Source organism: candidate division WOR-3 bacterium (genome assembly GCA_039802005.1).
GTDB lineage: Bacteria > Hydrothermota > Tepidihabitantia > SM23-42 > JAOAFX01 > JAOAFX01.
Genome location: JBDRVV010000023.1, coordinates 1 through 25,306, shown reverse-complemented (window position 1 = coordinate 25,306; position 25,306 = coordinate 1). Strand labels below are relative to the sequence as shown.

General features: G+C 38.9%; 19 protein-coding genes. 13 read left to right on the top strand and 6 right to left on the bottom strand.

Annotated elements, in window-relative coordinates:
* The first annotated feature begins 241 nt into the window (after positions 1-241).
* Positions 242-1,513, top strand: coding sequence for a hypothetical protein (locus ABIL69_08245; protein ID MEO0123973.1), 1,272 nt, complete (start codon positions 242-244; stop codon positions 1,511-1,513).
* On the opposite strand, the gene ABIL69_08240 is transcribed toward ABIL69_08245, so the two are convergent.
* Together ABIL69_08240 and ABIL69_08235 are read right to left on the bottom strand one after the other, a co-directional pair.
* Positions 1,497-1,880, bottom strand: a complete 384-nt coding sequence (locus ABIL69_08240; protein ID MEO0123972.1) for an isocitrate/isopropylmalate family dehydrogenase — start codon at positions 1,878-1,880, stop codon at positions 1,497-1,499. The genes ABIL69_08245 and ABIL69_08240 overlap by 17 nt on opposite strands.
* Positions 1,881-2,063: 183 nt before the next feature.
* Positions 2,064-2,342: a hypothetical protein gene (locus tag ABIL69_08235; GenBank protein ID MEO0123971.1), complete on the bottom strand. Its 279-nt coding sequence runs from the start codon at positions 2,340-2,342 to the stop codon at positions 2,064-2,066.
* 399 nt (positions 2,343-2,741) lie between these two features.
* On the opposite strand from ABIL69_08235, the gene ABIL69_08230 reads away from it, so the two are divergent.
* From ABIL69_08230 to proC, 7 genes are all read left to right on the top strand, one after another.
* Entirely contained in the window at positions 2,742-3,992 is a 1,251-nt protein-coding gene (locus ABIL69_08230; protein ID MEO0123970.1) for an adenylosuccinate synthase, read from the top strand.
* Positions 3,993-4,067: 75 nt separating this feature from the next.
* A complete protein-coding gene (locus tag ABIL69_08225) occupies positions 4,068-4,511 on the top strand; it encodes an Hsp20/alpha crystallin family protein (GenBank protein MEO0123969.1) in 444 nt (147 codons plus the stop codon).
* Positions 4,512-4,604: 93 nt separating this feature from the next.
* Positions 4,605-5,087 carry an arginine repressor gene (argR, locus tag ABIL69_08220; GenBank protein MEO0123968.1) on the top strand — a complete coding sequence of 161 codons (483 nt, stop codon included), beginning with the start codon at positions 4,605-4,607 and terminating at the stop codon, positions 5,085-5,087.
* A 490-nt stretch (positions 5,088-5,577) separates the two neighbouring features.
* A complete protein-coding gene (locus ABIL69_08215; protein ID MEO0123967.1) occupies positions 5,578-6,816 on the top strand; it encodes an argininosuccinate synthase in 1,239 nt (412 codons plus the stop codon).
* 9 nt (positions 6,817-6,825) lie between these two features.
* Entirely contained in the window at positions 6,826-8,196 is a 1,371-nt protein-coding gene (locus ABIL69_08210; GenBank protein ID MEO0123966.1) for an acetyl ornithine aminotransferase family protein, read from the top strand.
* Positions 8,174-9,592, top strand: a complete 1,419-nt coding sequence (gene argH / locus ABIL69_08205; protein ID MEO0123965.1) for an argininosuccinate lyase — start codon at positions 8,174-8,176, stop codon at positions 9,590-9,592. The genes ABIL69_08210 and argH overlap by 23 nt, the downstream gene beginning before the upstream one ends.
* A gap of 509 nt (positions 9,593-10,101) precedes the next feature.
* The gene (proC, locus tag ABIL69_08200; protein MEO0123964.1) at positions 10,102-10,914 is read left to right on the top strand and encodes a pyrroline-5-carboxylate reductase; all 813 of its coding nucleotides are present in this window, start codon (positions 10,102-10,104) and stop codon (positions 10,912-10,914) included.
* A 1-nt stretch (position 10,915) separates the two neighbouring features.
* Here the strand turns inward: proC and ABIL69_08195 are convergent, their stop codons facing one another.
* On the bottom strand, positions 10,916-12,154 hold the full coding sequence (locus ABIL69_08195) for a hypothetical protein (GenBank protein ID MEO0123963.1): 1,239 nt from the start codon (positions 12,152-12,154) through the stop codon (positions 10,916-10,918).
* Positions 12,155-12,413: 259 nt separating this feature from the next.
* Here ABIL69_08195 and ABIL69_08190 point away from each other — a divergent pair, with 259 nt between their 5' ends.
* The 5 genes from ABIL69_08190 to ABIL69_08170 all read left to right on the top strand — a co-directional run bounded on the left by ABIL69_08190 (position 12,414) and on the right by ABIL69_08170 (position 21,545).
* The gene (locus tag ABIL69_08190; protein ID MEO0123962.1) at positions 12,414-14,843 is read left to right on the top strand and encodes a C25 family cysteine peptidase; all 2,430 of its coding nucleotides are present in this window, start codon (positions 12,414-12,416) and stop codon (positions 14,841-14,843) included.
* A gap of 44 nt (positions 14,844-14,887) precedes the next feature.
* Entirely contained in the window at positions 14,888-16,297 is a 1,410-nt protein-coding gene (locus ABIL69_08185) for a T9SS type A sorting domain-containing protein (protein MEO0123961.1), read from the top strand.
* A 199-nt stretch (positions 16,298-16,496) separates the two neighbouring features.
* Positions 16,497-17,666: a right-handed parallel beta-helix repeat-containing protein gene (locus tag ABIL69_08180; GenBank protein ID MEO0123960.1), complete on the top strand. Its 1,170-nt coding sequence runs from the start codon at positions 16,497-16,499 to the stop codon at positions 17,664-17,666.
* A gap of 1 nt (position 17,667) precedes the next feature.
* Positions 17,668-19,479, top strand: coding sequence for an ABC transporter ATP-binding protein (locus tag ABIL69_08175; GenBank protein ID MEO0123959.1), 1,812 nt, complete (start codon positions 17,668-17,670; stop codon positions 19,477-19,479).
* A complete protein-coding gene (locus tag ABIL69_08170) occupies positions 19,476-21,545 on the top strand; it encodes an ABC transporter ATP-binding protein (protein ID MEO0123958.1) in 2,070 nt (689 codons plus the stop codon). The genes ABIL69_08175 and ABIL69_08170 overlap by 4 nt, the downstream gene beginning before the upstream one ends.
* Positions 21,546-21,776: 231 nt before the next feature.
* Here the strand turns inward: ABIL69_08170 and ABIL69_08165 are convergent, their stop codons facing one another.
* The 3 genes from ABIL69_08165 to ABIL69_08155 form a co-directional block, all read right to left on the bottom strand.
* Positions 21,777-22,820 (bottom strand): hypothetical protein, encoded by a 1,044-nt coding sequence (locus ABIL69_08165; GenBank protein MEO0123957.1) that lies wholly within the window; start codon positions 22,818-22,820, stop codon positions 21,777-21,779.
* Between the two features lie 315 nt (positions 22,821-23,135).
* Positions 23,136-24,926, bottom strand: a complete 1,791-nt coding sequence (locus tag ABIL69_08160) for an ABC transporter ATP-binding protein (GenBank protein ID MEO0123956.1) — start codon at positions 24,924-24,926, stop codon at positions 23,136-23,138.
* Positions 24,901-25,306 (bottom strand): hypothetical protein (locus ABIL69_08155; GenBank protein ID MEO0123955.1); only part of this gene is annotated, 406 nt, incomplete at its 5' end. The genes ABIL69_08155 and ABIL69_08160, both read right to left, overlap by 26 nt.

Genomic DNA, 25,306 nt, shown 5'->3' with positions numbered 1-25,306 from the left:
TACTCATTATCCCCTCCCATCAAGGGAGGGCAGATATTTATTATTGCGGTTATTTATAAGTTATTCAATTTAATTTTAGTGTAGAATATTGAAGCTCCACAATCCTTTCAAATATTGTGCATTTGAGTTTCAAAAATGTGGAGAGAATTTAGTGTTAACACTTGATTATAATATTTATTCGCCGAATGAGTATTTACCGTAGGCGCTTGACTTATGTTTTTTCTTTTGTAAAATTAAAGTTATGGAAACAAAAATGATAAAAAGATTTTTATTTATCACACTTTTGATATTATGGATAGTCCATTGCGCTGGGACAGGAAATAATCCACCCGATGCGCCTGTAAAACCTACTGGACTCAGTTATGGATATCCAGATTCTATATACAACTTTTCAAGTTTAGCCAATGATCCCGATGGGGATAATGTTGCGATTAGATTTTCCTGGGGAAATGGTGATACATCCTCCTGGAGTAATTATGTTGCCAGTAATTCTCCAGTATCGTTATCTTATTCCTTTGGCGATACAGGAAGATATAGCATTACTGCCCAGGCAAAGGATGAGGGTAATGCGTTTTCCAACTGGTCTGCAGCCCATACAATCAGGATTTTGCTCTACGGTGCTAATAACTACCCCGATGCCCCAGTAAAACCGTCAGGACCATCAACAGGCAAACCGGATAGTTTTTATTCATTTTCAACTTATGCCTATGACCCGGATGGTGATAGTATTTCAATCCGGTTTTCCTGGGGTGATGGTGATACATCTGCCTGGAGCAATTATGTGGCTAATAATGCTACAGTAATTGATTCACACGCATGGAGCACGCAGGGAAATTATTATATAAATGCACAGGCAAAGGATATCCATGGTGCGCTCTCACCATGGTCCGCAATAAAGAGTATTGCAATCGTAACCAATTATCCACCAAATACACCTTCAACGCCTACTGGACCATCAACTGGATTTGTAGATAGTTCATATTTGTTTTCATCAACAGCCACTGACCCCGAAGGGGATACAATCTCAATCCGGTTCTCCTGGGGTGATGGTGATACATCTGCCTGGAGTTATTATGTTTACGGTGGCAGCCCGGTCCATATGTATCATTCCTGGCAAAATCCCGGTACTTATTACATCAAAGCCCAGGCAAAGGATGGTAAAGGTGCTTTATCAAATTGGTCTGGCAGCAAACAGATTACAATTTCCTCAACAACAAACCACCCACCAAATAAGCCATCAACTCCAATAGGTCCTACAGTTGGTTATGTTGATTCTGTTTATTACTACACTTCATCCGCGGTTGACCCTGATGGTGATAGTATTGCGATAAGATTTGATTGGGGAGATGGAACGATTTCTGAATGGAGTAATTATTTTACGAGCGGTTCTTCAATTTCACTATCCCATTTCTGGACATATCCAGGCTTTTATTACATAAGTGCCCAGGCAAAGGATAAGAAAGGTGCCCTTTCAGGATGGTCTGATACTCTTGAAATCAGGATTTATTGGTAAGTATTTTCTTCAATTCATTGTTTATGTAATCTTCCATAGCGGATGTGCTCAATATTTTTGAACCTTTTTCCGCAAGGTCTTTAGTTCGGTAGCCTTTCTCAAGCACATTGCTGACTGCATTTTCAATTGCTTTGGCAATGTGAGTTTCATTTAAAGAATATCTGAATAAGAGGGCGAGGGAAAGGATTATTCCACAGGGATTAGCGATATTCCTGCCGGCAATACCCGGGGCACTTCCGTGCACTGGTTCAAATAGTCCTGAATTTTTCCCAACGCTTGCCGAAGGCAACATACCAATGGAAAATATTAACTTATTCAAGGTATCAACATTAGCCCTGGTACTTGCAACGACAATATCGGTATGCACACCCGACCGGTTACAGTCATCCCGTACGCTTTTAGATATACCGTTACCTTACCCATGCCATCGGTCTCTGACGTCTTCTTTCATTAACTACACCTCCTTTCTTATTCGGCTAATTACCGGGATGATTGTTCAAAAAAAAGACCCACCTTTTATGGTGGGTCTTTCGCTGAACTCTATACACGTTTAGAGCCATGAAAGACCCCCAAGTAGGATAAGTATAATAACGACGGATAATGATTGTGTTATCTCATTGGTAATTGTATTCTCCATTTTGGTGGTTGTTTTATTTAAAGGATGTTTGCTATTTTTAGTTCTCACACCTCTTTTCTTTGTTTTACTATTAGGGTATGTGTTCTGAGACGGCTGGTTAAAGATTCTGTTCATCTCAATACCCATAGGCGTGGTGACAGGTACCCCTTCGGGTGTGAACCTGTCTTCCATTTCTTTTTCTTCATTATTCATTGTAACCTCCTTTCATTCATTTTTATTTAAAAAAAAAGCCCACCGGTTCTGGTGGGCCTTATCGCTCCAATAAATAAATCAGGCTGACATAAGGCCCAGCCTCCTGATGGCTATAAGGATAACTAACAAACTATTTTTGCTGAAATTATTTGAAATATATTTTTTCATGGTAGCATTATATCCAAAATCTCTATTTTGTCAAGTATTATTTGCAATTTTATGCAGATGCTGATTTTACCTGCATTTGCGGGCTTATCTGGTTTTTAATTTTTGTAAAAAATTGTAGTATATTTTCAAAAATTATTAATAGTAGTAAGGGAATGTAGAAATTAACAAGGCTTAAGTGTAAGATATAAAACCTATTGACTTTTATCAGGTGATAGATAATATTATAAGCTTATGAATACGGCAGTGGTTGGTCTCCAATGGGGTGATGAAGGTAAGGGAAAGGTCGTTGACTATCTGGCAAAGGACTTTGATATAAATATTAGATTCCAGGGTGGACCCAATGCAGGGCATACGGTCTGGCGTGATAAAAACAAATATGTATTCCACCAAATTCCGAGTGGAATATTAAATAAAAATACAATTGCATTTATTGGTGCGGGATGTGTATTTGACCCGGCAATATTTTTTGAAGAACTCAATGAACTTAAAAAATTTGATTCGGAAATTGAAAAAAGAATAAAAATATCCCGTTTCTGCCATTTGATACTTCCTTATCATATACTCCTTGATAAGATAAAAGAAGAAACCACACACGGGATAGGGACGACCAAAAAGGGGATAGGTATTGCCTACGAAGATAAATATGCCAGAATAGGAATAAGATTGGGTGATTTGTATTATCCAGAAAACTTAGAAAAAAAATTGAGGTTGAATATATCAAGAAAGAATCTTATTTTAATGGAGATATACCATGCGGAACCACTCTCTGAGAATGAGGTTATTGATAAGTGTTTTGAATATGCGTACAAACTAAAATCATTTATCGTTGATGACGGTAATTTTATAAGACAGATCATATCCGAAGGTAAAAAGATTCTTTTTGAAGGGGCGCAGGGTGCACTTCTTGATGTAAATTTTGGAACCTATCCTTATGTCACTTCTTCGCATACAATAACCGGTGGTCTATTTGTTGGTGCTGGTGGTGTACCGTTGAATCTTGAACGCGTGATTGGTGTTTCCAAGGTATATACAACAAGGGTTGGTATGGGTCCATTCCCTACAGAAGATAAAGGCGAGTTTGGAGAGAATTTAAGAAAATATGGAAATGAATACGGGGCAACAACTGGAAGACCACGACGTTGCGGTCCATTTGACGCTTCCGTTGTAAAATATGCGGCGCGGTTAACCAATGCGAAAGAGTTATTCTTAACCAAACTTGATGTCTTATCTAATTTTGAAACATTGAAGATTGCGGTTGGTTATTCAAACGCAAAAGAATTTGATCCATTTATTGCAGATGAACTTTTACCCGTATATGAAGAAATACCTGGATTTAAAAAAGATATATCAGGGATTAGAACATATGAAGACTTGCCTTCCGAGGCAAAAGAGTATATAAAATTGATTGAACATTATACCGGGCTAAAGGTAACATACATATCAGTCGGTGCCTCCAATGAGGCCGTGATTAAGAAATTCTGATTATTAACCTCAAATTTAACCTTTAAACAATTTCGTTGTCTAAAAGGTGGAAATAAAAATGAGGAGGTGATTAATATGAAGAACACTCTAAAACTTTGGGAGCCTTTTCAGGATTTGGTAAGGTTTGATGATGAGTTTGACCGCTGGTATGATTCAATGGTCAGGAGATTTTTTGCCCCGGAAGTTAGAAACTGGATGCCGGCAATAGATATTGCCGAGAATAACGGCAATATTGAGGTGCGGGCTGAAATACCGGGCGTGAATAAGGACGACCTCAAGGTTACGGTGGAAGGCGATGTTCTATCAATAACTGGTGAGCGGAAACAGGAGTCTGAGACGAAAGATAAGAAATTCCACAGGATTGAACGCTACTATGGAAAATTCTCCCGCACGATTAACCTTCCATATGCAGTGGAGGCTGATAAGGTTAAGGCAACATATAAAGATGGTATTCTGACCGTAACCTTACCAAAGCCTGAATCGGCAAAGACAAAAGAGATTGAAGTGGAAGTGAAATAAACTTCCACAGGGGTCGGTTCTGCCGACCCCCTTTTATTTTAATGTGTCATTAATAAATACTTGACTTTTTATTTTTTATTTGTATAATTTATTATGCCACAATCAAAATATAAGGTAAAAAAAGTCAGGCAACAAAAGATCCGGGAGTTGATCCAGTCAAAAGAGATTTCAACTCAAGAGCAACTTGTTGCTGAACTTCAGAAGCATGATGTTCTGGTTACTCAGGCAACGCTTTCAAGAGATTTGCGCGAGATTGGAGTTATAAAAGTTTCCAAGGGGCTCGGTGATTATGTATATAAAATTGCTGACGAAGTTAGTTCTTCAGAGAAAGAATTGAAGAATAAATTTTTAAATTTTGTCAGGGATATAAAAGAAACAGGAAATTTGATTTTAATTAAAACACCACCCGGAGAGGCACAGGGCGTGGCACGGGTCATTGACCTTGCCGAGATGGAACATATCCTTGGTACCGTTGCCGGCGATGATACAATCCTGGTTGTTGTTGATTCAGCCGATAATACAAAAAAAGTAAAAAAGCGATTTCAAGATTTGTTGATTAAACCAAAGACCGAATAATATCTCTATCTTCTGTTCATCACCATTTTGGCATTTTCATCCCGACATTCACAGGGGTTGAATCGGCTTACGCTGACCACGTGGTGGCACCTTAACTGTTCTTCCTGTCCTTATGATAATTCGCCTTTAGAGGATTAGTATTATTCCGCAAGGCTAAAGCCTTGCCCTACATTAGAATTGTTTTTTAGCATGTAGGGCAAACCTTTAGAGGCTGTGTTGCAATTAGTATTTGTCATGCTGAACAATGTCATGCCGAATTTATTTCGGCATCTCATTCTATTTTCAAGATCCAGAAACAAGTTCGGGGCGGCGTCTGAAAAATCCACTCTTTGTCCTACAGTCTTTATTTTCAGTTAAAAGATTTCATCGGTAAATTTTTAGGCATTTAGGTATTTGAGATTTTTAGGCATTTATTTTTCCCCTTGACATTCTTTCAATTTTTAATATAATTATTCACTTTTTATGAATAATTATGCAAAAGGGAGGCATAATGAAAAAGGTCTTACTCGCCTATTCAGGCGGTCTTGATACGACGGTGGCAATCAAACTGATAGAAGAGAACTATCAGGCACAGGTTGCCACCCTGACTGTTGATGTGGGGCAGAATGAGGACATACAGGAGATAAGGGACAAAGCCCTGACGATTGGTGCGGTTCAGGCATTCATCTATGATGCCAAAGAAGAATTTGTCCGGGATTATATCATTCCGGCACTAAAGGCAAATGCCTTTTATGAAGGAGCCTATCCGCTTGCCACTGCACTTGCCCGACCATTGATTGTTAAACATCTTGTAAAGATTGCTGAAAGGATTGGTGCTGATTACATCGCCCATGGCTGCACCGGCAAAGGTAATGACCAGGTCCGTTTTGAATGCGGGGTTGCCGCATTGAATCCAGATTTGAAGGTAATTGCACCAATGCGCGAATTCAATCTCAAACGCGATTATGAGATGGAGTATGCAAAGAAGCATAATATTCCTGTTGAAGAGAAGAAATCGGTTTATTCAATAGATGAGAATCTCTGGGGAAGGAGTATTGAATGCGGACCGATTGAAGATGAAACACAGGAACCACCTGAAGATGCATTTTTGTGGACAAAATCCTCACAGGAAGCAACAAATGAGCCTGAATATATTGAGATAGAATTTAAACAGGGGGTGCCGGTTTCTTTAAATGGCGTCGCGATGAGCCTTCTTAATCTGATAATACAATTAAATGAAATTGGTGGGAAACACGGCATCGGCAGGATTGACCATATTGAATCGCGACTCGTTGGAATAAAATCCCGTGAGGTCTATGAGGCACCCGCCGCAGTCATTCTCATCAAGGCACACCAGGATTTGGAAAAACTGGTTCTGACCAGGGATGTTTTACATTTCAAGCCTGTGCTTGAGAATTTGTTTTCGGACTTGGTTTACAATGGCCTCTGGTTCAGTCCGTTGCGCCAGGCAATCTCGGCATTTATTGAAGAAACCCAGAAAAATGTCTCTGGGACAGTCAGGATGAAATTGTATAAAGGTTCGGCAACGGTTGTGGGTCGTTCATCAGAAAAAGGACTCTATTTAAAGAATCTTGCGACCTATGAAGGAATAGATGAATTTGACCAGACACATTCCAAGGGATTCATTGAGATATGGTCATTGCCGCTTAAAGTTTATGCAAAGGTCTCGGCGGAACAAAAAGTGTTTTCAGAGTCAGAAAAACCAGTTGTCCAGGTACCAACAATATAGGAGAAAAAAATGTCTGATGAAAAGAAAAAATCAAAAATCCCGTACATAAAGCAAAGGGTTCCGGGAAAGAACGGAAGTAAGATTATTGAAATGGAAGAGAAATATCTTGCTACCACGACCAAACATCTTCCCCTTGTCATAAAAAAAGGGAAAGGTTCAATCGTTGAGGACCTTGATGGAAATAAATTTATTGATTTTACGACCGGAGTGTGTGTGACAAATATTGGCATTGGACATCCGAAGGTCCTGAAGGCAATCAAAAATCAGGTTAAAGATTTTATTTATTTTGCGGGAACCGATTTTTCGTATGAGGTGCAGGCAAATCTTGCAAAGCATTTGACCGAAATCACACCGGGAAAATTCCCTAAAAAGGTCTTTTTTGCCAATTCCGGGGCAGAGGCGGTTGAGGCGGCAATAAAGATTAGTAAGTGGTCAACAAAACGGAACCAATTCATAGGATTTATCGGTGGATTCCATGGCAGGACCATGGGTGCCAATGCATTTATGGGCTGTAAGGTGGTCCAGCGTGAAAGGTATTTTCCAATGATGCCTGGGGTCTGGCAACTGCCTTATGCCTATTGCTATCGGTGTGCATACCATGAGGAGTATCCAAAGTGTGGTATCTGGTGTGCAAAGATAATTGAAGAGATATATTTTAAGCAACTTGTTTCACCAGAAGAGATTGCCGGAATACTTGTTGAACCGATACAGGGTGAGGGTGGATATGTTGTACCACCGGATGAGTTTATCCAGGAGTTGAGAAAGATAGCGACAAAATATGGTATCCTCTTGATTGATGATGAGGTACAGACCGGGTTGGGGAGGACCGGGAAATTCTTTGCAATAGAGTATACGGGTGTTATTCCGGATATTATCACGGTGGCAAAAGGGCTGGCATCAGGATTACCAATCGGCGCGGCGATCTACGATGCAAAATTTGATTTCAAGGTAAAAGGTGCCCATTCAAATACCTTCGGCGGCAATCCAGTATGTTGCGCTTCTGCGCTGGCAACACTGGAAGTGATAGAAGAAGAGCAACTGGTTGCTGCAGCAAATGAAAAAGGGAAATATATGAAAAAGCGGCTTGAGGAACTGAAGTCAAAATATGAATTCATCGGTGATGTGCGGGGGCGGGGAATGTTTATCGCCTGTGAATTTATTACCGACCCATTTACCAAGAAACCGAATGCAGAACTTGCTGAATATATCACCGAATACTGCTTCCAGAAAGGACTTATCCTTATGCCCTGCGGATTTTCTTCCATCCGATTTGTTCCTGCTTTAAATATTCCGATGAGCCTGCTTGAAAAAGGATTTGATATATTTGCAGCAGCCTGTGCTGAGGCCGCAAATAAATATGCGAAAATCAAGAGTGCATAAGAACGAAAAAAATCCCGTCTGGCAGAGAAGGGTCAAAAGAAGAGTATGTCGTCGGGTTCTGCTATTTACTGATTCAACTATAGATGACCAAAGTCTTGTTGAATACGATATAGCCTGTTCTTTGGTCCATGCCGTAATGTTGCGGAAGCAGCGGATTATCTCAGCATCTGAATCCTTAAAGATTAAGAACGGACTCAATAAAATATTGAATGACTTTAAAAGAGGGAAATTTAGATTAGCAACGGAACTTGAAGATGCCCATATGAATGTGGAGTTCCAGTTGAAGAAAGAAATCGGTTTGATTGCGGAAAAACTACATACCGCGCGGAGCAGAAATGATTTGATCGCAACCGAATTACGAATGTATTGTCGGGATGCAGTAAAAAAAATATTAAAAGTTATCCTGGAATTGCAAAAAGTGCTCTTAAATCAGTCAACAAAATACCAGGATGTAATTATACCGGGCTATACCCATCTCCAGCCGGCACAGCCCATACTCGTTCCTTTCTACCTTGCCAGTTACTTCTATAAATTCCAGCGTGATTTTGAACAATTGGCGCTGCTCAATAAATGGGTAAATGTATCACCATTGGGTAGTTGTGCATTTGCCGGGACATCAATTCCAATTGATAGAAGATTCCTTGCAAAGAGACTCGGCTTCAATAAAATTTGTGAGAATGCCCTTGATGGCGTGTCGGACCGTGATTTTCTGATAGATGTTTTATACTACATTACGCGGCTGATGCTCCATATCTCTATGCTAACTACCGATTTGATAATCTTCAGCACCAATGAATTTAAGATTGTGGAATTTGATGATGCGGTTGTCACCGGTTCAAGCATTATGCCTCAAAAAAAGAATCCGGATGTATGTGAATTATTGCGGGCAAAGTCCGCAAAGGCAATCGGAAATTTGACAGGTGGGCTGGTGATTATAAAAGGGATAACATCATCTTATAACCGTGATTTACAGGAATTGAAGCCGATACTCTTTAATCAAATTAAAGAATGCCTTGAATGTCTGAATATTCTAATGGTGGTTTTGCTTAATACGAAATTCAAATCCAATGAGGATTGGCAGAAAAAACCAGATTTCATTTGCGCCACCGACCTCGTTGAATTCTTTGTAAAAAATGGCTATCGGTTCCGCGACATATATAATCTTATTGCGGAATGTATAAGGGAATCTAATGGTGAGATTCACAATTTTATACATCTGCTAAGTTGTAAAACAAAGTTTCCGCACGAGATAATTACTGAGAAGATGAAACCTGAATTTTCGGTGCGGTTTAAAATTTCTGAAGGTAGCACCGGTTTTAAAAATGTTAGACAATCAATTAAAGAGATGAAGAGATACATGGTCAAGAATTTACAACGGATGAGGGATAAATTTTGATACATCAACTGCTTTTTCGCTCAGCCAAGGGACGTCTCGCCCCGAAATTACGAAAAAACATTGTCTGATAATAAAGATTTATTTGCAAGGCTTTAGCCTGCGGATAAAACTTTCTACATCTAAAGAGCTTTCGCACCCTAAAGGCTGCGGCTACATACTGCTGGATTGAATGCTTTTTCGCAGTAGGGCAAACCTTCAGAAGTTGTGTCATAACCTTAATTTGTCACCCTGTCCTGAACTTGATTCAGGACATTTCAGGGTCTCAAAAATGTTGGATTCTTCACACGCCGTCCCGAACTTATTTCGGGATGCTGAATATGGCATGAGATGCCGAAATAAATTCGGCATGACATTGTTCAGCATGACAAATACTAATTGCAACACAGCCTCTTCAGGCTTGCATTCATTTTTGTCCGGCAAATGATATTGGGTTTGAACAATACAGGTTAAGAATCAGGTGTCTTGAAATAGGAGTTATTGTAAATATAATTGTAAGAAAGGAGCGATTGATGAAAAATATAAATGTAGCAATCCTGGGTGGTGGAAATATTGGTTCGGCAATCGCTATTGGTCTTGTGAAGTCTAAAAAATATAAGCCAGAGCAGATTGTGATAACAAGACGTAGGATTGATGGTCTGAGTGATTTGAGAAAAAAAGGCTTTAATGTAACTACCGATAATCGAAATGCAGTTAAAAATGCTAAATATATTTTTCTCACGGTACGGCCTGATGAAATAATGCAACTGCTTAGCGAGATTAAAACTGTTCTTCATTCCGCACAACACATATTAATTTCGGTGGTGACCGGAGTCCCGATTAGTGCGATTGAGGAAAAAATTGGCAAGAAACTACCAATTATCAGGGCGATGCCTAATACTGCTATTGCCGTGCAAGAATCGATGACCTGCCTTGCCTTCAACAAAAAAGCCGAACCGCACATTAATTTTATAAAGGAACTATTTGATAACCTGGGTAAAGCGAAAATAATCCCCGAGGGGGATATGATTGCGGCGACCGCCCTGTGTGCCTGTGGTGTTGCATTCTTTTTGAGGGGGATAAGGGCAGCGGCACAGGGCGGGATTGAGATAGGCTTTCATCCTGAAGATGCAATATTTATGTCGGCACAAACCGCACTCGGTGCGGCAAAATTATTGCTTGAATTTAATTTTCACCCTGAACAGGAAGTAGATAAAGTGACTACACCCCGAGGTTGCACAATTGCCGGATTGAATGAGATGGAACACGAAGGATTCAGTTCGGCAATCATTCAGGGAATAAAGACCTCTGCGGAAAAGGCAGGGCAGTTGTTTAAAAAATCATAAATCAAAATCTGGGATTCACAATATTGCTGTATATTGAGCCGAATGTGTAAGAGAGACCAATTGATGCATAATAAGAATATTGGGTCGCAAGTAATCTTTTTTGCAGGATGATTTCTTCTTCAGTCAATTCTTTCTTAGGCAACGATAACTGGTCGTGAATCATTGAGACATAGGAATAGACCTTGAATGACAAACCTTTAACAATGGGAAGGGAGATATCGGTAAACAGTGTCAGGCGATTTTTTTTGAAATCGTGGAAATAATGGGAACCCTTGAGGCGGAGATTGATTGAGCCCCATTTTTGAATAATGTTGGTTTCTATTGACGCCGCTTCTTTGAATAACTTTTCTTGGAGTTTATTGAATATCGTTGTATCATAATATTCATAATAGACATATCCAATATCATAAAGGATTGTTAATTTTCGTGTTGAGGATTCTCGGTAAGGATAGATGTTATACTCAACCGCCGGTGCAACGCCACTGCTTATCAGAACATTTTCGTAGGTTGAAGAGTAGAAAGACAGATAATAACCTGCAGAAAAATGGTCACCCAGACTGATGACAAGGTTTGTTGAGCCATTATAACTTTTTGACTCATTGGTAATCGTTGTGGTATCGTTCAATTTGTAAATGTTTTTTGTGTAATAATAACTCAGGTAATTGAGAATTTTCCATTCTTCCAGCACTTTATTTGCCGAGAATGTGGAATATAGATTATTGAAATTGTATTTTTGCTGTCCGCTAAAATAACCGTTAAGACTGATACTGAATACCCAGTTGTGCCAGGGGTCTTTGGGTTTTAATGTAATCTTTTTTTCTGGAACTAATATCTGTAATTTCTCACCGATGGGTGTTCGGGCAAGATAACGGACAAGGCCTAATTTCAATCTTTTTGTAATTTCTCTTCGGATTGTATCATCCGAATCGGATATCAACGCAACATACTGCAGGGTATCAGCCATTCCGGAGTAATTCTGTTGACCCGTAAAATAGATGCTATATTCTGTTCCTTCCCCTGCGGTTGCCCTTTTTGTTATCAATATATAAATATCCGCATCTTTACGTTCAATCACATAATTCACATAGGGAATTTCTTGTTTGATGAAATCCATATCTATCCATTCACAATCAATAAAGACCCGAGGTGACTCTATTTCGGTCAAGCTATCAGCAACCTGGGCAAATAGGGGAAAGATTAATAAAATGGTAAGTGCCAGATACTCTAAATCTTTCAGCATTGTGCCTCCATTTTAATAAGGTATATTACACAAAATTAGTATAATGTCAATAAAATAATAATATTTGTTATTATGACAGTTCACTTAACGGCAATATTAAACTATTTGTGGGTGAAAAATGAAGCATTTTTCCATCTAAAGCAATTTTCAAAAATCAACTTTGTCTGCTCGGCAGAAAGAGTGTATTCTTGACATCTTGAAAATTTTTATTATAATTAGAATTAAAAGCGGCAAAGGCAAAGGATGTAAGGAGGTATAGATGAAAGTCTTAAAAATACTGTTACTAAGCAGTGCACCGGTCATTCTTGTATGGGGGGGGTATACGCTTGATTACTCTCCTGGTGAATTTTCTTTTTATAAAGAGAATGGGTTTGACCGGATAAGTGCACCTAAGTTCAGCCTTTGCTGTAAACCCGGGACACCTGAGTTACCCGCAGTCTATCTTAATTACATCATTCCACCCAATGCAAAGGCTGATTCTATAATTGTTTCCCAGTTCCAACTCGTTCAGATCCCTGGTGAGTACTATATTTATCCTACGCAATCGCCGCGGGCCATTGGTGAATCTGTACCCTGGGTTCCCCCTGATACTTTGATCTACAATTCTGATAGTCTCTTTCCTGGTAAATTTATTAGCATTATTGGCAGTGGAATTATGGATGGTGCGCGGATCATTACGGTGGAAGTAAAACCACTCCAATATCGTCCAAAGACAAAACGACTTTTTCTTGCAAGGCAAATCAGTTTTGAATTTTCTTTTGGTCCAAATGCGCTACCGGAATTAAGACCGCAAGTCAGGGGAAGGTATGAACAGTTGGTCTATGACCAAGCACTCGCAAAAGTTGTTGTAAATGATTACGAAATTTCTGCTTATTACATGAGACCAACATTGGTTGATGAGTCCGCATTAATGACGAGCAATTTCGCACCAGGAGTGATAATTACGCCCGAGTGGTTCAAACCTTATTTCCAACCTTATGCTGATTGGCTTGTTGACCAGGGATTGCCAACTGTAATGGTCACACCAGAATGGATATATGAGCATTTTTCAGGTTGCGATAATGCTGAAAGGATTCGCAATTACATAAAATACTGTTATATGGAATGGGGTGGAACTTATTTCATCCTCGGGGGAGATGCTGAATTTTTACCGGTGAGATATGCAACATCTACGGATAAAAATCCTGGCGAGCCTATCCCAGTGTCTGATTCTATTCCCTGTGATATGTACTATTCTGACCTTACCGGAAACTGGGATGTAGACGGTGATTATGTGTGGGGTGAATTGAGTCAGGATCAGGCTGATCGATTCCCTGAGGTCTTTGTCGGTAGAATTCCTGCGTGTTGTCCCAATGAGGTTACCAACTGGGTATGCAAGGCACTGAACTATGAGATTGCACCGGGTTTCCAACCAGATAATCTTATAACTGCCTTATGGATCTATAATCATGAAGTAGGTAAGGGTTTTGCTTATAATGAGTTTCCGTCCTATTTTTCCCATCGTAATTGTGAAGACCAATATGCCTCTGTAGTGATAAATGAATTCAATTCAGGATATGGTATTGTGACGATAGATTGCCATGGCGATGTGAATCTGTTTGCTTCCAGATGGCCTCAGCCTCGCTCCTATATCTATAGTTATCTCCAGACACCAAATGGCCATGCTGGTTTGAATGAATTGAATAATTACAATAAGTATTTTGTTTGTTATTCAATAAGTTGCTGGAATGGTGCTTATGACACACTTGCTCACGGGGATTTGCTGATTACTGACACCTGTATTGCGGATGGTTTTGTCGATACCTATGCAGACAAAGGGGCCTGTGCTTATCTTGGTAATACAAGGGATGGTCAGTTAGACTATGCTGATGTCGGACCATCTCATGCAATTCAGCATAGCTTTTATGATGTTTTGTTTACCCAGAACAATAGTCCATTTAATGATAATGCGTTTTCCAGATTAGGTATTGCAGAAGCGCTTTCAAAGAGTCTTTTGCCGGATACTAATTGGTTGTATCTATGGCGATACCGGTATGTCTGCTATTCCCATAACCTCTTTGGCTCACCGTATACAGAAGTCTGGACGAATACACCGCGCAATCTTATTGTTTTTCATCCCATCCAGATTCCAGTAGGACAACAAACACGATTTAGAGTTCGGGTTAGGGATGCTATAACAAACAGTCCTGTTCCTTTTGCCAAGGTTTGCTTGAATAAGCCTGGGGATATTTATCTGATTGGTTACACGGATCTTACCGGATTGGTTACCTTTAATATTACACCTCAGACAGTAGGGATACTAAAAGTAACGGTCACCCGCTCTCATAATCTTAGCGATGATTATATTCAGTATTTACCTTCCAGGACTACCTGCCAGGTTGGTTGGCCTGGTGGTGAACAGAGTTCGGATGCACAAGAGATTATTCCTGCGACCCTCGGTATTACCGAGTTACCAACCGTGATTAAGGATAATATAACAATAAAATACAGGGTTCCGATTCAAAATAATATTTCAATCTCAATTTATAACTCAATCGGTGCATGCGTGTGGGAATGCAATCAAAAGGTATCTTTCCCTGGTTATTACACACAGCGAATAGATTTAAAAAATTTGACAAGTGGCATTTACTTTCTTGTCCTTACACAGGGTAAAGAAAAAGTGAGCAGAAAAATTATTATTACAAAATAAATGAAAAACAAAATGCCATTGCCGCTCTTCATAAAGGAGTTAAGATGAAAAAATGTTTGATATTCTTTATCTTTGTATTGGGGTCTGGACAGGCTATGTGGGAAAGAGAAGTGATTGATACAGTGAGTTCGCCAAGTAACTTTGCTGTTTTTAACTCTCTGGCACTTGATACCAGTGGTATTCCTGGTGTTGTTTATTGCGACGATGCTATACACAAGATTTTTTATGCACGCCGGCTTGAAAATGAATGGCAAAAGGAAATTGCTGATAGCGGATTCTCTGTTAGTTTTGGATATTCACTCATCTACGATAACAATAACATTCCCCATATGAGTTATTACCGGGTAAATGACCAGAATTCCCAATATACCCTTTTGTGTTATGCATTTCGGGATTATAATGGCTGGCATATTTCGGTCATTGACACAATTTGGTATAGATTCCCGGGTTGGACTGATATTAAGAGTTCTATTGCCCTTGATACCCTGGGATTGCCGGGCATTGCCTATATTCAACATGATTCCATAGAGGCGCAGTATATCAAATATGCCCATTATAATGGCGTCATCTGGGAGATATCAACGGTAGAGTATAATGGACAGTCAGATTCCCGTGATTGGAGTCCGACATTAAAATTTGACAAACACAATATACCGCATATTGCATTCAGGGAGCAGATTGGTTATGGGGTTAACTCCTTAAAGATATACACTTATGATAGTCTTAATAACTGGGTAATGAAGTGGATAGAGTATATTGATTTAAGTGCGCGATCCTTGGATTTTGAACTTGATAAAGACCAATATCCCCATCTTGCATATGATGCAGGTGGTGACCTTGAGTATAGGTGGTGGGATGGTTCAACCTGGCATATAGATACACTTTTGACTATTGGCTGGGTAGGTGTGAGGATAGCGCTTGAACTGGATAATTATGATCGTCCCCATATTGCCGTTAAGCCAGCGATGCAGTCAAAAGCCATCTACTATTATAAAGATATCACATGGCATGTGAGTTTGCTTTGTGATTCATCAGACGGGGTATTTACTTGTGACCTCGGCTTGGAGATGGACAAATATAATACCATCCATGCGGTATATTCGTGTGATTCATTTATTACGGGATTTTTCAAGCACGCTTGGCGCGGGCTTGTAGGAATAGAAGAAGTGGGTACAAGATACACGATGCAGGATGCAGGGTTAAATATGAAGGTCTATCCGAGCGTTTCATACGGGTTGTTAAGCATTGAATACAATCTCAGAAATGGTTGTGATGCTGAACTTATAGTATATGATATAACAGGTGCAACGAGAAAATCAATAAAGATTGGCGAAAGTGAGTCAGGAAATTATCGGAAGATATTAAACTTAACTAACCTTTCTGGTGGTATCTATTTTCTTGTTATCAGACAGAATAATAAACAAGTTTCAAAAAAATTCATTCTTGTAAAATAATATACACCAATAGCGGAAAGCATGAGATTCGGATTTAATTGAAAGATAATCCATAATTACGATAATAACCGTCTATAAGGAAGCCTGTCCTAAGATTATTTTTTTATTCAAAAATGGACAAGTCGTGAGGTAGGATTAATTTTCTGACCCGTATTGCTTAAATTTAAAATCTGGATATAATTACCAGAAACTTAAAAATATGTTGATATTATTGATTTTAATAAGCGATTTTATTACGGTTATGCCTGATATGAATCTTGATTCGGTCTTTATGGGTGCAAAGACCAAAGATACAGTTTTTATTAAAAAAGGAGTTTTTAGTGCCCGGGCAGAACCATATATAGAAAAGATATGTGGGAATTGTGTCGAGCCTTTGACCGAAGTAAAAACCACGGCTGGATTTCATATTAAAAGTAAATCGCTGGTAATAATCGGTGAAAAACGGGATAGCACTGTCTTGGTCACAAATGCGGGTTATGGCTTACTTTTTGAAGACTGCGAAAGTGTCTATCTTTCAAATCTCACCATAACCGGTGGCAGAAGGAGCCCTGATGGCAATGCGACTGATGCCGGAATTGTTGTTAAAAATAGCAAAGTGACGATCGAGAATGTAGCAGTGATTGATAATACCCATAGAATTGATACGGTGGTCGTTGGGATTGGTGGCATATTCGGCAGGGAAGGGGCAGAGATTTATATCCGTAATTGTTATATCTATAACAACACCTGGGATGGAATTGCCCTTTATCGTGGGGCGAGTGCAGTAATAACTGATAATATTATTAAAAAAGGCAGGGGTGCAGGAATTGGTATAACCTGGGATGCGAATGCCTTAATTTATCGCAATTTCATATCTGAATACTGGAAAGGGATAGGTTGTTTTGGAAATTCAAGTGCGGTGGTGATGAATAATGCGGTATATGACAATTTAGGCTGGGGAATAATTGCCACCGGCAGTTCATATATGAAGGTTGTGAATAATGTGATTTATCATAATGGCAATTGTGGATTTGCGGTATGGGATTCAAATGCGACCGGTATTTTTGAAAACAATATCGTTGCTGAGAATGGTTGGAAAGAAGAATGGGTATGCCCCTGTGTCGGTGCCTGGATGAATGGGGTATCAGAAAAATTCCCCATCAGATTTAATAATTTCTGGAATAACAAAGCAGGGAATTATCAGGGAATGGATGACCAGACTGGTAGCAATGGGAATATCTCTGTTGACCCGAAATTTGATGGAATGACCTTTATCTTGAAGAAAGACTCGCCCTGTATTGATGCGGGTGATACATTGATTATTGATTTGGATGGTTCGCGTTCAGATATGGGAATATATGGTGGACCAAGGGCAAAGAAAATAGAATAATATGCGTGAATTGCTTGCTCTAAAAAAATACTTCAAAAAATACTTCTGGCAGATTCTAATCGGCGTTATTGCCCTTGTCATAATTGACCTTTTGCAGTTATTCGTTCCGAGGGTTTTAAAACTGGCGATAGATGCCCTTGCCCAGGGTAGGGCAACACCTAATTTGCTTGGTCATTATTTCTTTTTAATAATGGTGATAGCGATCGGCATTGCATTTGGTAGATTCTGGTGGCGCTATCTACTCATCGGCTCGGCACGAAGAATTGAAAAAGAACTACGAGAAGATTTTTATAACCATTTGACAACCCTTGATACAAGTTTCTTTGATACCCATAAGACCGGTGACTTAATGGCGCATGCGGTGAATGACATAAATGCAATAAGGATGTCCATCGGCTTTGGACTGGTTATTTTAGTTGATATATTTGCATTGGGTATTGCCTCATTGGTGATGATGATTCTGATCAGTCCACGCCTTACGCTATATTCACTTTTACCATTTCCATTTATTGCGTTTTTCTCTACTTATTTTGGCCGTTTCATCCATAGGCTGTTTGAAAAAGTGCAGGCGTCTTTTTCTGACCTCACCGAACGGGTGCGTGAGAACCTTTCTGGAATCAGGGTAGTAAAATTATTCGTCCAGGAAGATGCTGAAATAGAAAAATTTAAAAAAGTAAGCCAGGATTATGTGGATAAGAATATGAAGTTATGGAAGATACTTGCATTATTCTTTCCGATTATAATGGGGCTGGCAGGTATTGGTGAGGTGATTGTTCTGGGTCTGGGGGGCAGATATGTAATCATCGGTGCAATATCGGTTGGTTCTTTTGTTGCATTTATGGTCTATTTACAAATGCTGGTCTGGCCTATGATGGCGATCGGCAGGGCGATAAATATGTTCCAGCGTGGTGCTGCATCCCAGGGAAGGCTGAACCGGATATTCAGGACACAGCCAACGATAAAAAGTGGCTATCAATCAATAACTAATGCCGAAGCGAAGATCGAATTTAGAGATGTAACTTTTACCTATTCTGGTAAAGAAAAACCTGCATTGAGTAATATCAATCTTGTTATAGAACCGGGTTCATTCATCGGCATCACCGGTCCGATTGGTTCAGGAAAATCAAGTCTTGTCCATTTGTTGTTAAGACTTTATGAACCACAGCATGGTGTAATTCTGCTCAATGGCATTGATATAAAAGAATACAAAATTGATGAACTGCGTAAGAATATTGCCTTTGTTCCTCAGGATACATTTTTATTTTCTGAGTCAATAAAAGATAATATCCTGTTTGGTAACCAAAAGGCGAGTTTGCAGGAAGTTGAAAATGTGGCAAAGATTGCCGAAATTTATGATGAGATAATGGAATTTCCGGATAAGTTTGAGACGATTGTGGGGGAAAGGGGTATTACCTTGAGTGGTGGGCAGAAACAAAGGATTGCCCTGGCGCGGGCACTGATTCTTAAGCGACCGATTTTAATTCTTGATGATGCGTTTTCTGCGGTAGATGCAAATACCGAACAGAAGATTGTGAAAAATCTAAAATCAGAAGTGGCAAATCGCACGACAATAGTTATCTCCCATCGACTTTTTGCGATAAAAGAGGCAAAGTTGATTGTTGTGCTTGATGAAGGTAGGATTGTGGAAAGAGGAACCCATCAGGAATTGATCAAACAGCGTGGTCTGTACTATAGTATTTATAAAACACAGCAACTTGAGATGAAACTGGAGAAGATATCAGCCCCTCACCTGTCCTCTCCCTTGAAGGGAGAGGAAAAAGGTGAGGGTGGAAGTAGGACGGTGTCTAAATGATGCATGAATTCCATACTGAAGAAAAAGACCTGGGCAGGGTATTTGACCGAAGACTGATTGCACGATTACTGGGGTTACTCAAACCTTACCTCAAATATCTTATCATTTCTTTTGTCCTTCTAATCATTGCTGCCCTCGTTGAACTCGTCTTTCCCAATATTATGAGATTTACGATTGATAGATATATAACCAAGACCGGATACAAACTTTATGTTGAATACGATAAAAAATTGCCGAAACTTGGTGAGAATCTTTATTTCATAACCCAATCCCAACTCTCCAAAGTCTCACCCGACACCGTTCATAAATGGCAGAAAGAAAATTTCCTATCGAAAGAACGATATTATTACTTATATAAAAATGAGATTGATAAAGATGCCCAGTCATTGATAAGTAATAATCCCGAAGTCTTTGAGCAATATGAAAATTTGATAATTGCACCCTATGATAAATTAGCAAAGATAAATTCATTGGATTTGCTGAAAATTAGAAAGAATGATTTGAACGGCGTGTTTAGAATGGCACTTATCTTTCTTGCCATTATTTTCTTAGGCGTTATCGTTAATTTTATTCATCTCTATCTAATGCAATACACTGGCCAACTCTTTATGCATTCGTTGAGAATGAAGGTCTTTCAGAAACTCCAGGATTTAGACCTCGCATTTTTTGACCATAATCCTGTTGGTCGGCTCGTCACCCGTGCCACAAATGATGTGGAAGCAATAAATGAGGCACTGACGAGTGTCTTCGCAACACTCTCAAGGGATATATTACTATTAATTGGGATTGTTGTTATTCTACTTGCGATAAATATCAGGCTTGCCCTGATTACATTTATTGTCGTGCCCCTGGTTGTAGTATTGACTTCATACTTCAGGATTAGAGCCCGAGAGATTTATCGCCTTGTGCGCCGGAAACTTGCCCGGTTGAATGCGACATTACAGGAAAATATTTCAGGTATGCGGGTGATAAAGGTATTTGCAAATGAGAAAGAGAGTCAGCAAAAGTTTGATGTGATTAATCGGGAATATCTATCGGCAAATTTAAAAGAAGTTACACTTATGTCATTCTTCAGACCGCTGATTGAAGTTATAAGTTCGCTGGGGATAGGGCTTGTTCTGTATTATGGTGGAGGAAGGGTAATCACCGGCAATCTTTCGCTCGGTATTCTTGTGGCATTCTTGACCTATGTAGAGATGTTCTTTAGACCGATAAGGGAATTGACCGAATCTTATACAATACTACAATCCGCAATGGCATCGAGCGAAAGGATATTCCAGTTGCTGGATGAAGAAATAAAGATAACCTCTTTGCCTGGTGCTAAAGAACTGACTGAAGTCAAGGGTGAGATTGAATTTCAGAATGTCTGTTTTAGTTATGATGAGAAAGAATGGGTTTTAAAAAATGTGAGCTTCAAGATCAAACCCGGTGAGAAGGTAGCATTTGTGGGTCCAACAGGTGCAGGCAAGACTTCAATAATAAGTTTGCTCTCCAGGCTTTATGAGATACAAAAGGGGAGAATATTGATTGATGGTGTTGATATCAGGGATATAAAACTTGAATCACTACGTTCAAAGATTGGTGTGGTGATGCAGGATGTATTCTTGTTTTCCGGTGATATAAAATCAAACATCCGATTGAATCTACCGATTGAGGATGACCGGGTAAAGGAAATTGCCGCATATATCAATGCGGATAAATTCATTGACCGGTTTCCCCATAAGTATGACGAAATGGTGATGGAAAGGGGAGTGACACTCTCTACTGGCGAGCGCCAGTTGCTCTCATTTGCAAGGGTTTTAGCATTCAACCCGAAAATATTGATTCTGGATGAGGCAACAGCAAGCATTGATGCGGAGACCGAGCAGTATATTCAGGATGGATTGAAGAAATTGATTACGGGCAGGACTGCAATAATCATTGCCCACCGATTGAGCACAATAAAGGATGTTGATAGAATATATGTTTTGCATAAAGGCGAGATAAAAGAAATCGGAACCCATCAGGAACTGCTTGCAAAGAAGGGTGTGTATTATCATCTTTATCAATTGCAGGCAATGCAGTAAATAATCGCAGGAAATGCAGTATCGCCCCGACGGTGTCGGGTCTTGCAGTATCGTTCCACTTGCAGAAAACGCAAAAAAAGAATATGAGGATTAAAGTTAAAGTACTGTAGTGGCAGAGATTGCTCTGCAAAATGGAGTACATCAACTTGTGGATGAAGAGTAGAACTGGAGTGCACCAGCTTGCTGATGCGTTGTTTAGTCGTTTAATTAAATCGGCTTGCGTAATATAGTTTATTTTTCTTCTATTTTCGGTGGTGCCGGTGGATTAAGGTCAACGACAATCGGTTTTAATATAACCAGAAAATCCTTAGCGGTATCAACCTCATATGTGCGTGAGAATAGAAATGGCAATATTGTGCCGAGAATCGGAGTTTTTCTCTTTATTTTCACTTTTTCTGTTTTCTTAAAACTGCCCAGCAGGAATTCCTGACCATTCTTTACTATTACCGTGTTTTGAACTTGCTGTCCAAGTTCGCTCGGACTCCCACCAATAACCTCACCCAGGCTCGTGATTTTTGCTTTTACATCAAGTCTTAAGTAGTCATTATCACCTAAAGAAGGGGTTACTTCAAGATAAAGACCAGCATTCAATTCCGAAGTTTCATAGATATTAGCATAACTTGAATAGCGTGCTACATAGGTCACCCGTGAACCATCTAATAGAATACCGGTCTTGTTGTTGATCGTAACTATTTGTGGTGTATTCGTTATTTTGCCAATGTCATTTTCCTGAATAATTTTTAATAGGTCACCAATAGATATGGTATGCTGGATAAAGCCGTTTAACGCAGTATGAATGCTTTTTTCTTCTGCTTCGTTACCCTGATATTGCCTTTTCACTTGATATGCATCAACCGATAGTTGCTCGCCGATTCTAGTGTTATCCAAAAATTTCTGCCAATCAAAACCCAATTCCTTCATTCTTGAATTATTGAATTCTACTATTTTGGCTTCGACCACAATCTGCCTTGGTGCCACATCTAAAAATTCAATCATATTTTTTGCTTCATAAATCGAAATTGAGTCTCCGGTGAGCAATAATTGATTTGTTGAGTTGTTGACAAGAAGTTTGACATCACCCTGTTTTGTTTTAAGAATATAATTATCATCCAATTGTCTTTGTTTTAGAAGATTATCAACAAGTTCAGCCGGTGAAATAAATTTTAACGATAAAACAGCAGTATGTAAATCCTGCTTAACAGTTTGCATTTGGGCAGGTATAAAAGAAATTATGACGAATAGAAGAATGACGGATTTAAGATTGTTTGATTTCATTTTACCCCCTTCTTAGTAATTATATATAAATATTTTTTTGTGTCAATGATTTTTTTATCTAATCAAGTTGAATGTAAATTAACCTTTTTCAACTTATACTTCCTGTGTCAGAATGTTAAAAAGTGTCCGAATAGCACGACTTTTTTCAGGACCCTTCTCGCTGCTGTTTGGAAATGAATTTTTATTATTACAGGCTGACATGCCCAAAGACCAATAACCACGCCTGTCTAAACAACAGGATGGTGAGAAACTGCCCCTATTGAATTTATTGCAAGTCTTAAGAAATACATTAACTTTTAAATATATTTTACGTCATTAATCTTGTTTCAAAAATTGCTCATCATAAAGATGTCTATAAACCGCACAGGAACTATACAATTCTTCATGCCTTCCAATACTAGCAATCTTGCCTTCATCTAAAACCAAAATCTTATCCGCATTTCGAATTGTTGATAATCTATGGGTAATGATAAAAGTGGTGCGGTTTTCTAATAAGTTCTTTAATGCCTCTTGAATCGCCTTTTCTGATTCTGAATCCAATTGTGAAGTCGCCTCATCAAGAATTAAAATCTTGGGATTTTTTATTAAAGCCCGCGCTATTGCAATCCGCTGTCGCTCACCACCAGAAAGATTAACACCACGCTCACCTACCTTTGTTTCATACCCTTGTGGCAAGTTTTTAATGAATTCATCTGCGTAAGCCAACCTTGCCGCATTTTCTATCGTACCATCTTTTGCCTCGGGATTGCCAAATCTTATATTCTCTTTTATTGTATCAGAGAATAAAAATACATCCTGTGAGCATATGCCAATTTGACCCCTTAATGATTTTAATCTTACATCTTTTATATCCTCACCATCAATCAATATCCTCCCCCTTTCTGGCTCAAAGAATCTTGGAAGTAAAGAGACTAATGTTGTCTTACCGACACCGCTTCGACCCACAATCGCAACTATCTCACCAGGGTTTACCTCAAATGAAATATCTTTTAATACTTCCTCAGCCCCATTATAAGAAAAAGAGACATTTTCAAATATAACCCTGCCCTCTTTTATCTCAATCTCTTTTTTGCCGTCTTTTTCAGGTGCTAAATCGAGCATTTCAAAAATTCTTTCTACTGCCGTCAGTGAGCGTTGAACATTAAGATTTAAATTATACAAATTTCTCGTTGGTCCAAATAGATAGCCAATAAAAGAATTGAATGCAATCAAACTACCAACCGTTAAATTCCCCCTCATTATCTCTGCACAACCATACCAGATTAAGACAATCGGCCCTGCCGCAGAGATTAATGCCGAAGAGATAGAGGCAATCGTGGCAGTAATATCTAACCTGACCTCCTTACGGATTGCCTCACTTATCTTTTTAACCATCTTTATCGTTGCTCGCTTTTCTCCAGTAAATGCCTTAATCACCGAGACCCCGGATAATAATTCCTGTAGGTCTTTATTCAATAAGGCATACCTTTCCCTCACCTCATAACTCATATTTCTAATTCTCTTATTAAATACCATTAATGACAGTAGATAAAATGGCAGAATCAAAAAGCAGATTAAAGCAAGTTTGGGATGGATATATAGCGTGCAACCAACACCAGCGATAAAAGTCAAGATATTCTGTCCTGCGGAGACCAATGTATCCGCAAGCAATCCCTGAACTGCATTGACATCATCACTCAATCGGGACATTAGATAACCGGTCTCTTCTTTATGGAAGAATGTTAGTGATAATTTTTGTATGTGCTCAAATAATTTTAGTCTTATATCAAACAAGACTCGTCCACGGAAAGTAGTTAATAAGAAACTCTGTAAGAATGTTGAGACCGCATATATAAAAAGAACGCCAATCAAGACAAGCCCGATAATATTCAGTAATTGAAAACTTTTAAGAACGATTACCTTATCAATAAGAAACCTCGTCAAAAATGGCATTGGGAGTTGTAGTCCTACTGATAGAAGCATAAAAATAAAGGCAAAAAGCCCCTTACGCCAGTAGGGGACGAGAAATTTTATAAATCTCCAGAAAGGTATTCGTTGAAGCAAAAAGGTATCGGCATCAAAATGAAAAAGACTATTTCTGTCAGGAAAATTCGTATCTCTCAACATAATATATTGCCAATATGAATAATAAAAAAACATATATTGCCAAAGAAAAGACATCAAATATAGAAAGCGAATGTATAATAAGGCTATTCAATGGCGGCAATAAAAGTCCGATAATGATGTATACTTTTCTAAAATAACCATTGTAAGAAAACAGATTGGCTCTTAATAAAATAGCGACAACATTAAAGAATATAAAAGCAAATAAAGGGAGATATAATGTCCGGGAAAATGAGAATATCGTTATGATGTTCAAAAATATAATTAACTCAAGGAAAGTGTAAATAAAGGGTTCAATAAATATTCTTCTCATCCGAAATTGTGTGGTGATAAGAAACAATAATAAGAATAAACCGAAATAAAATAAAAGCGAAACCCACTTT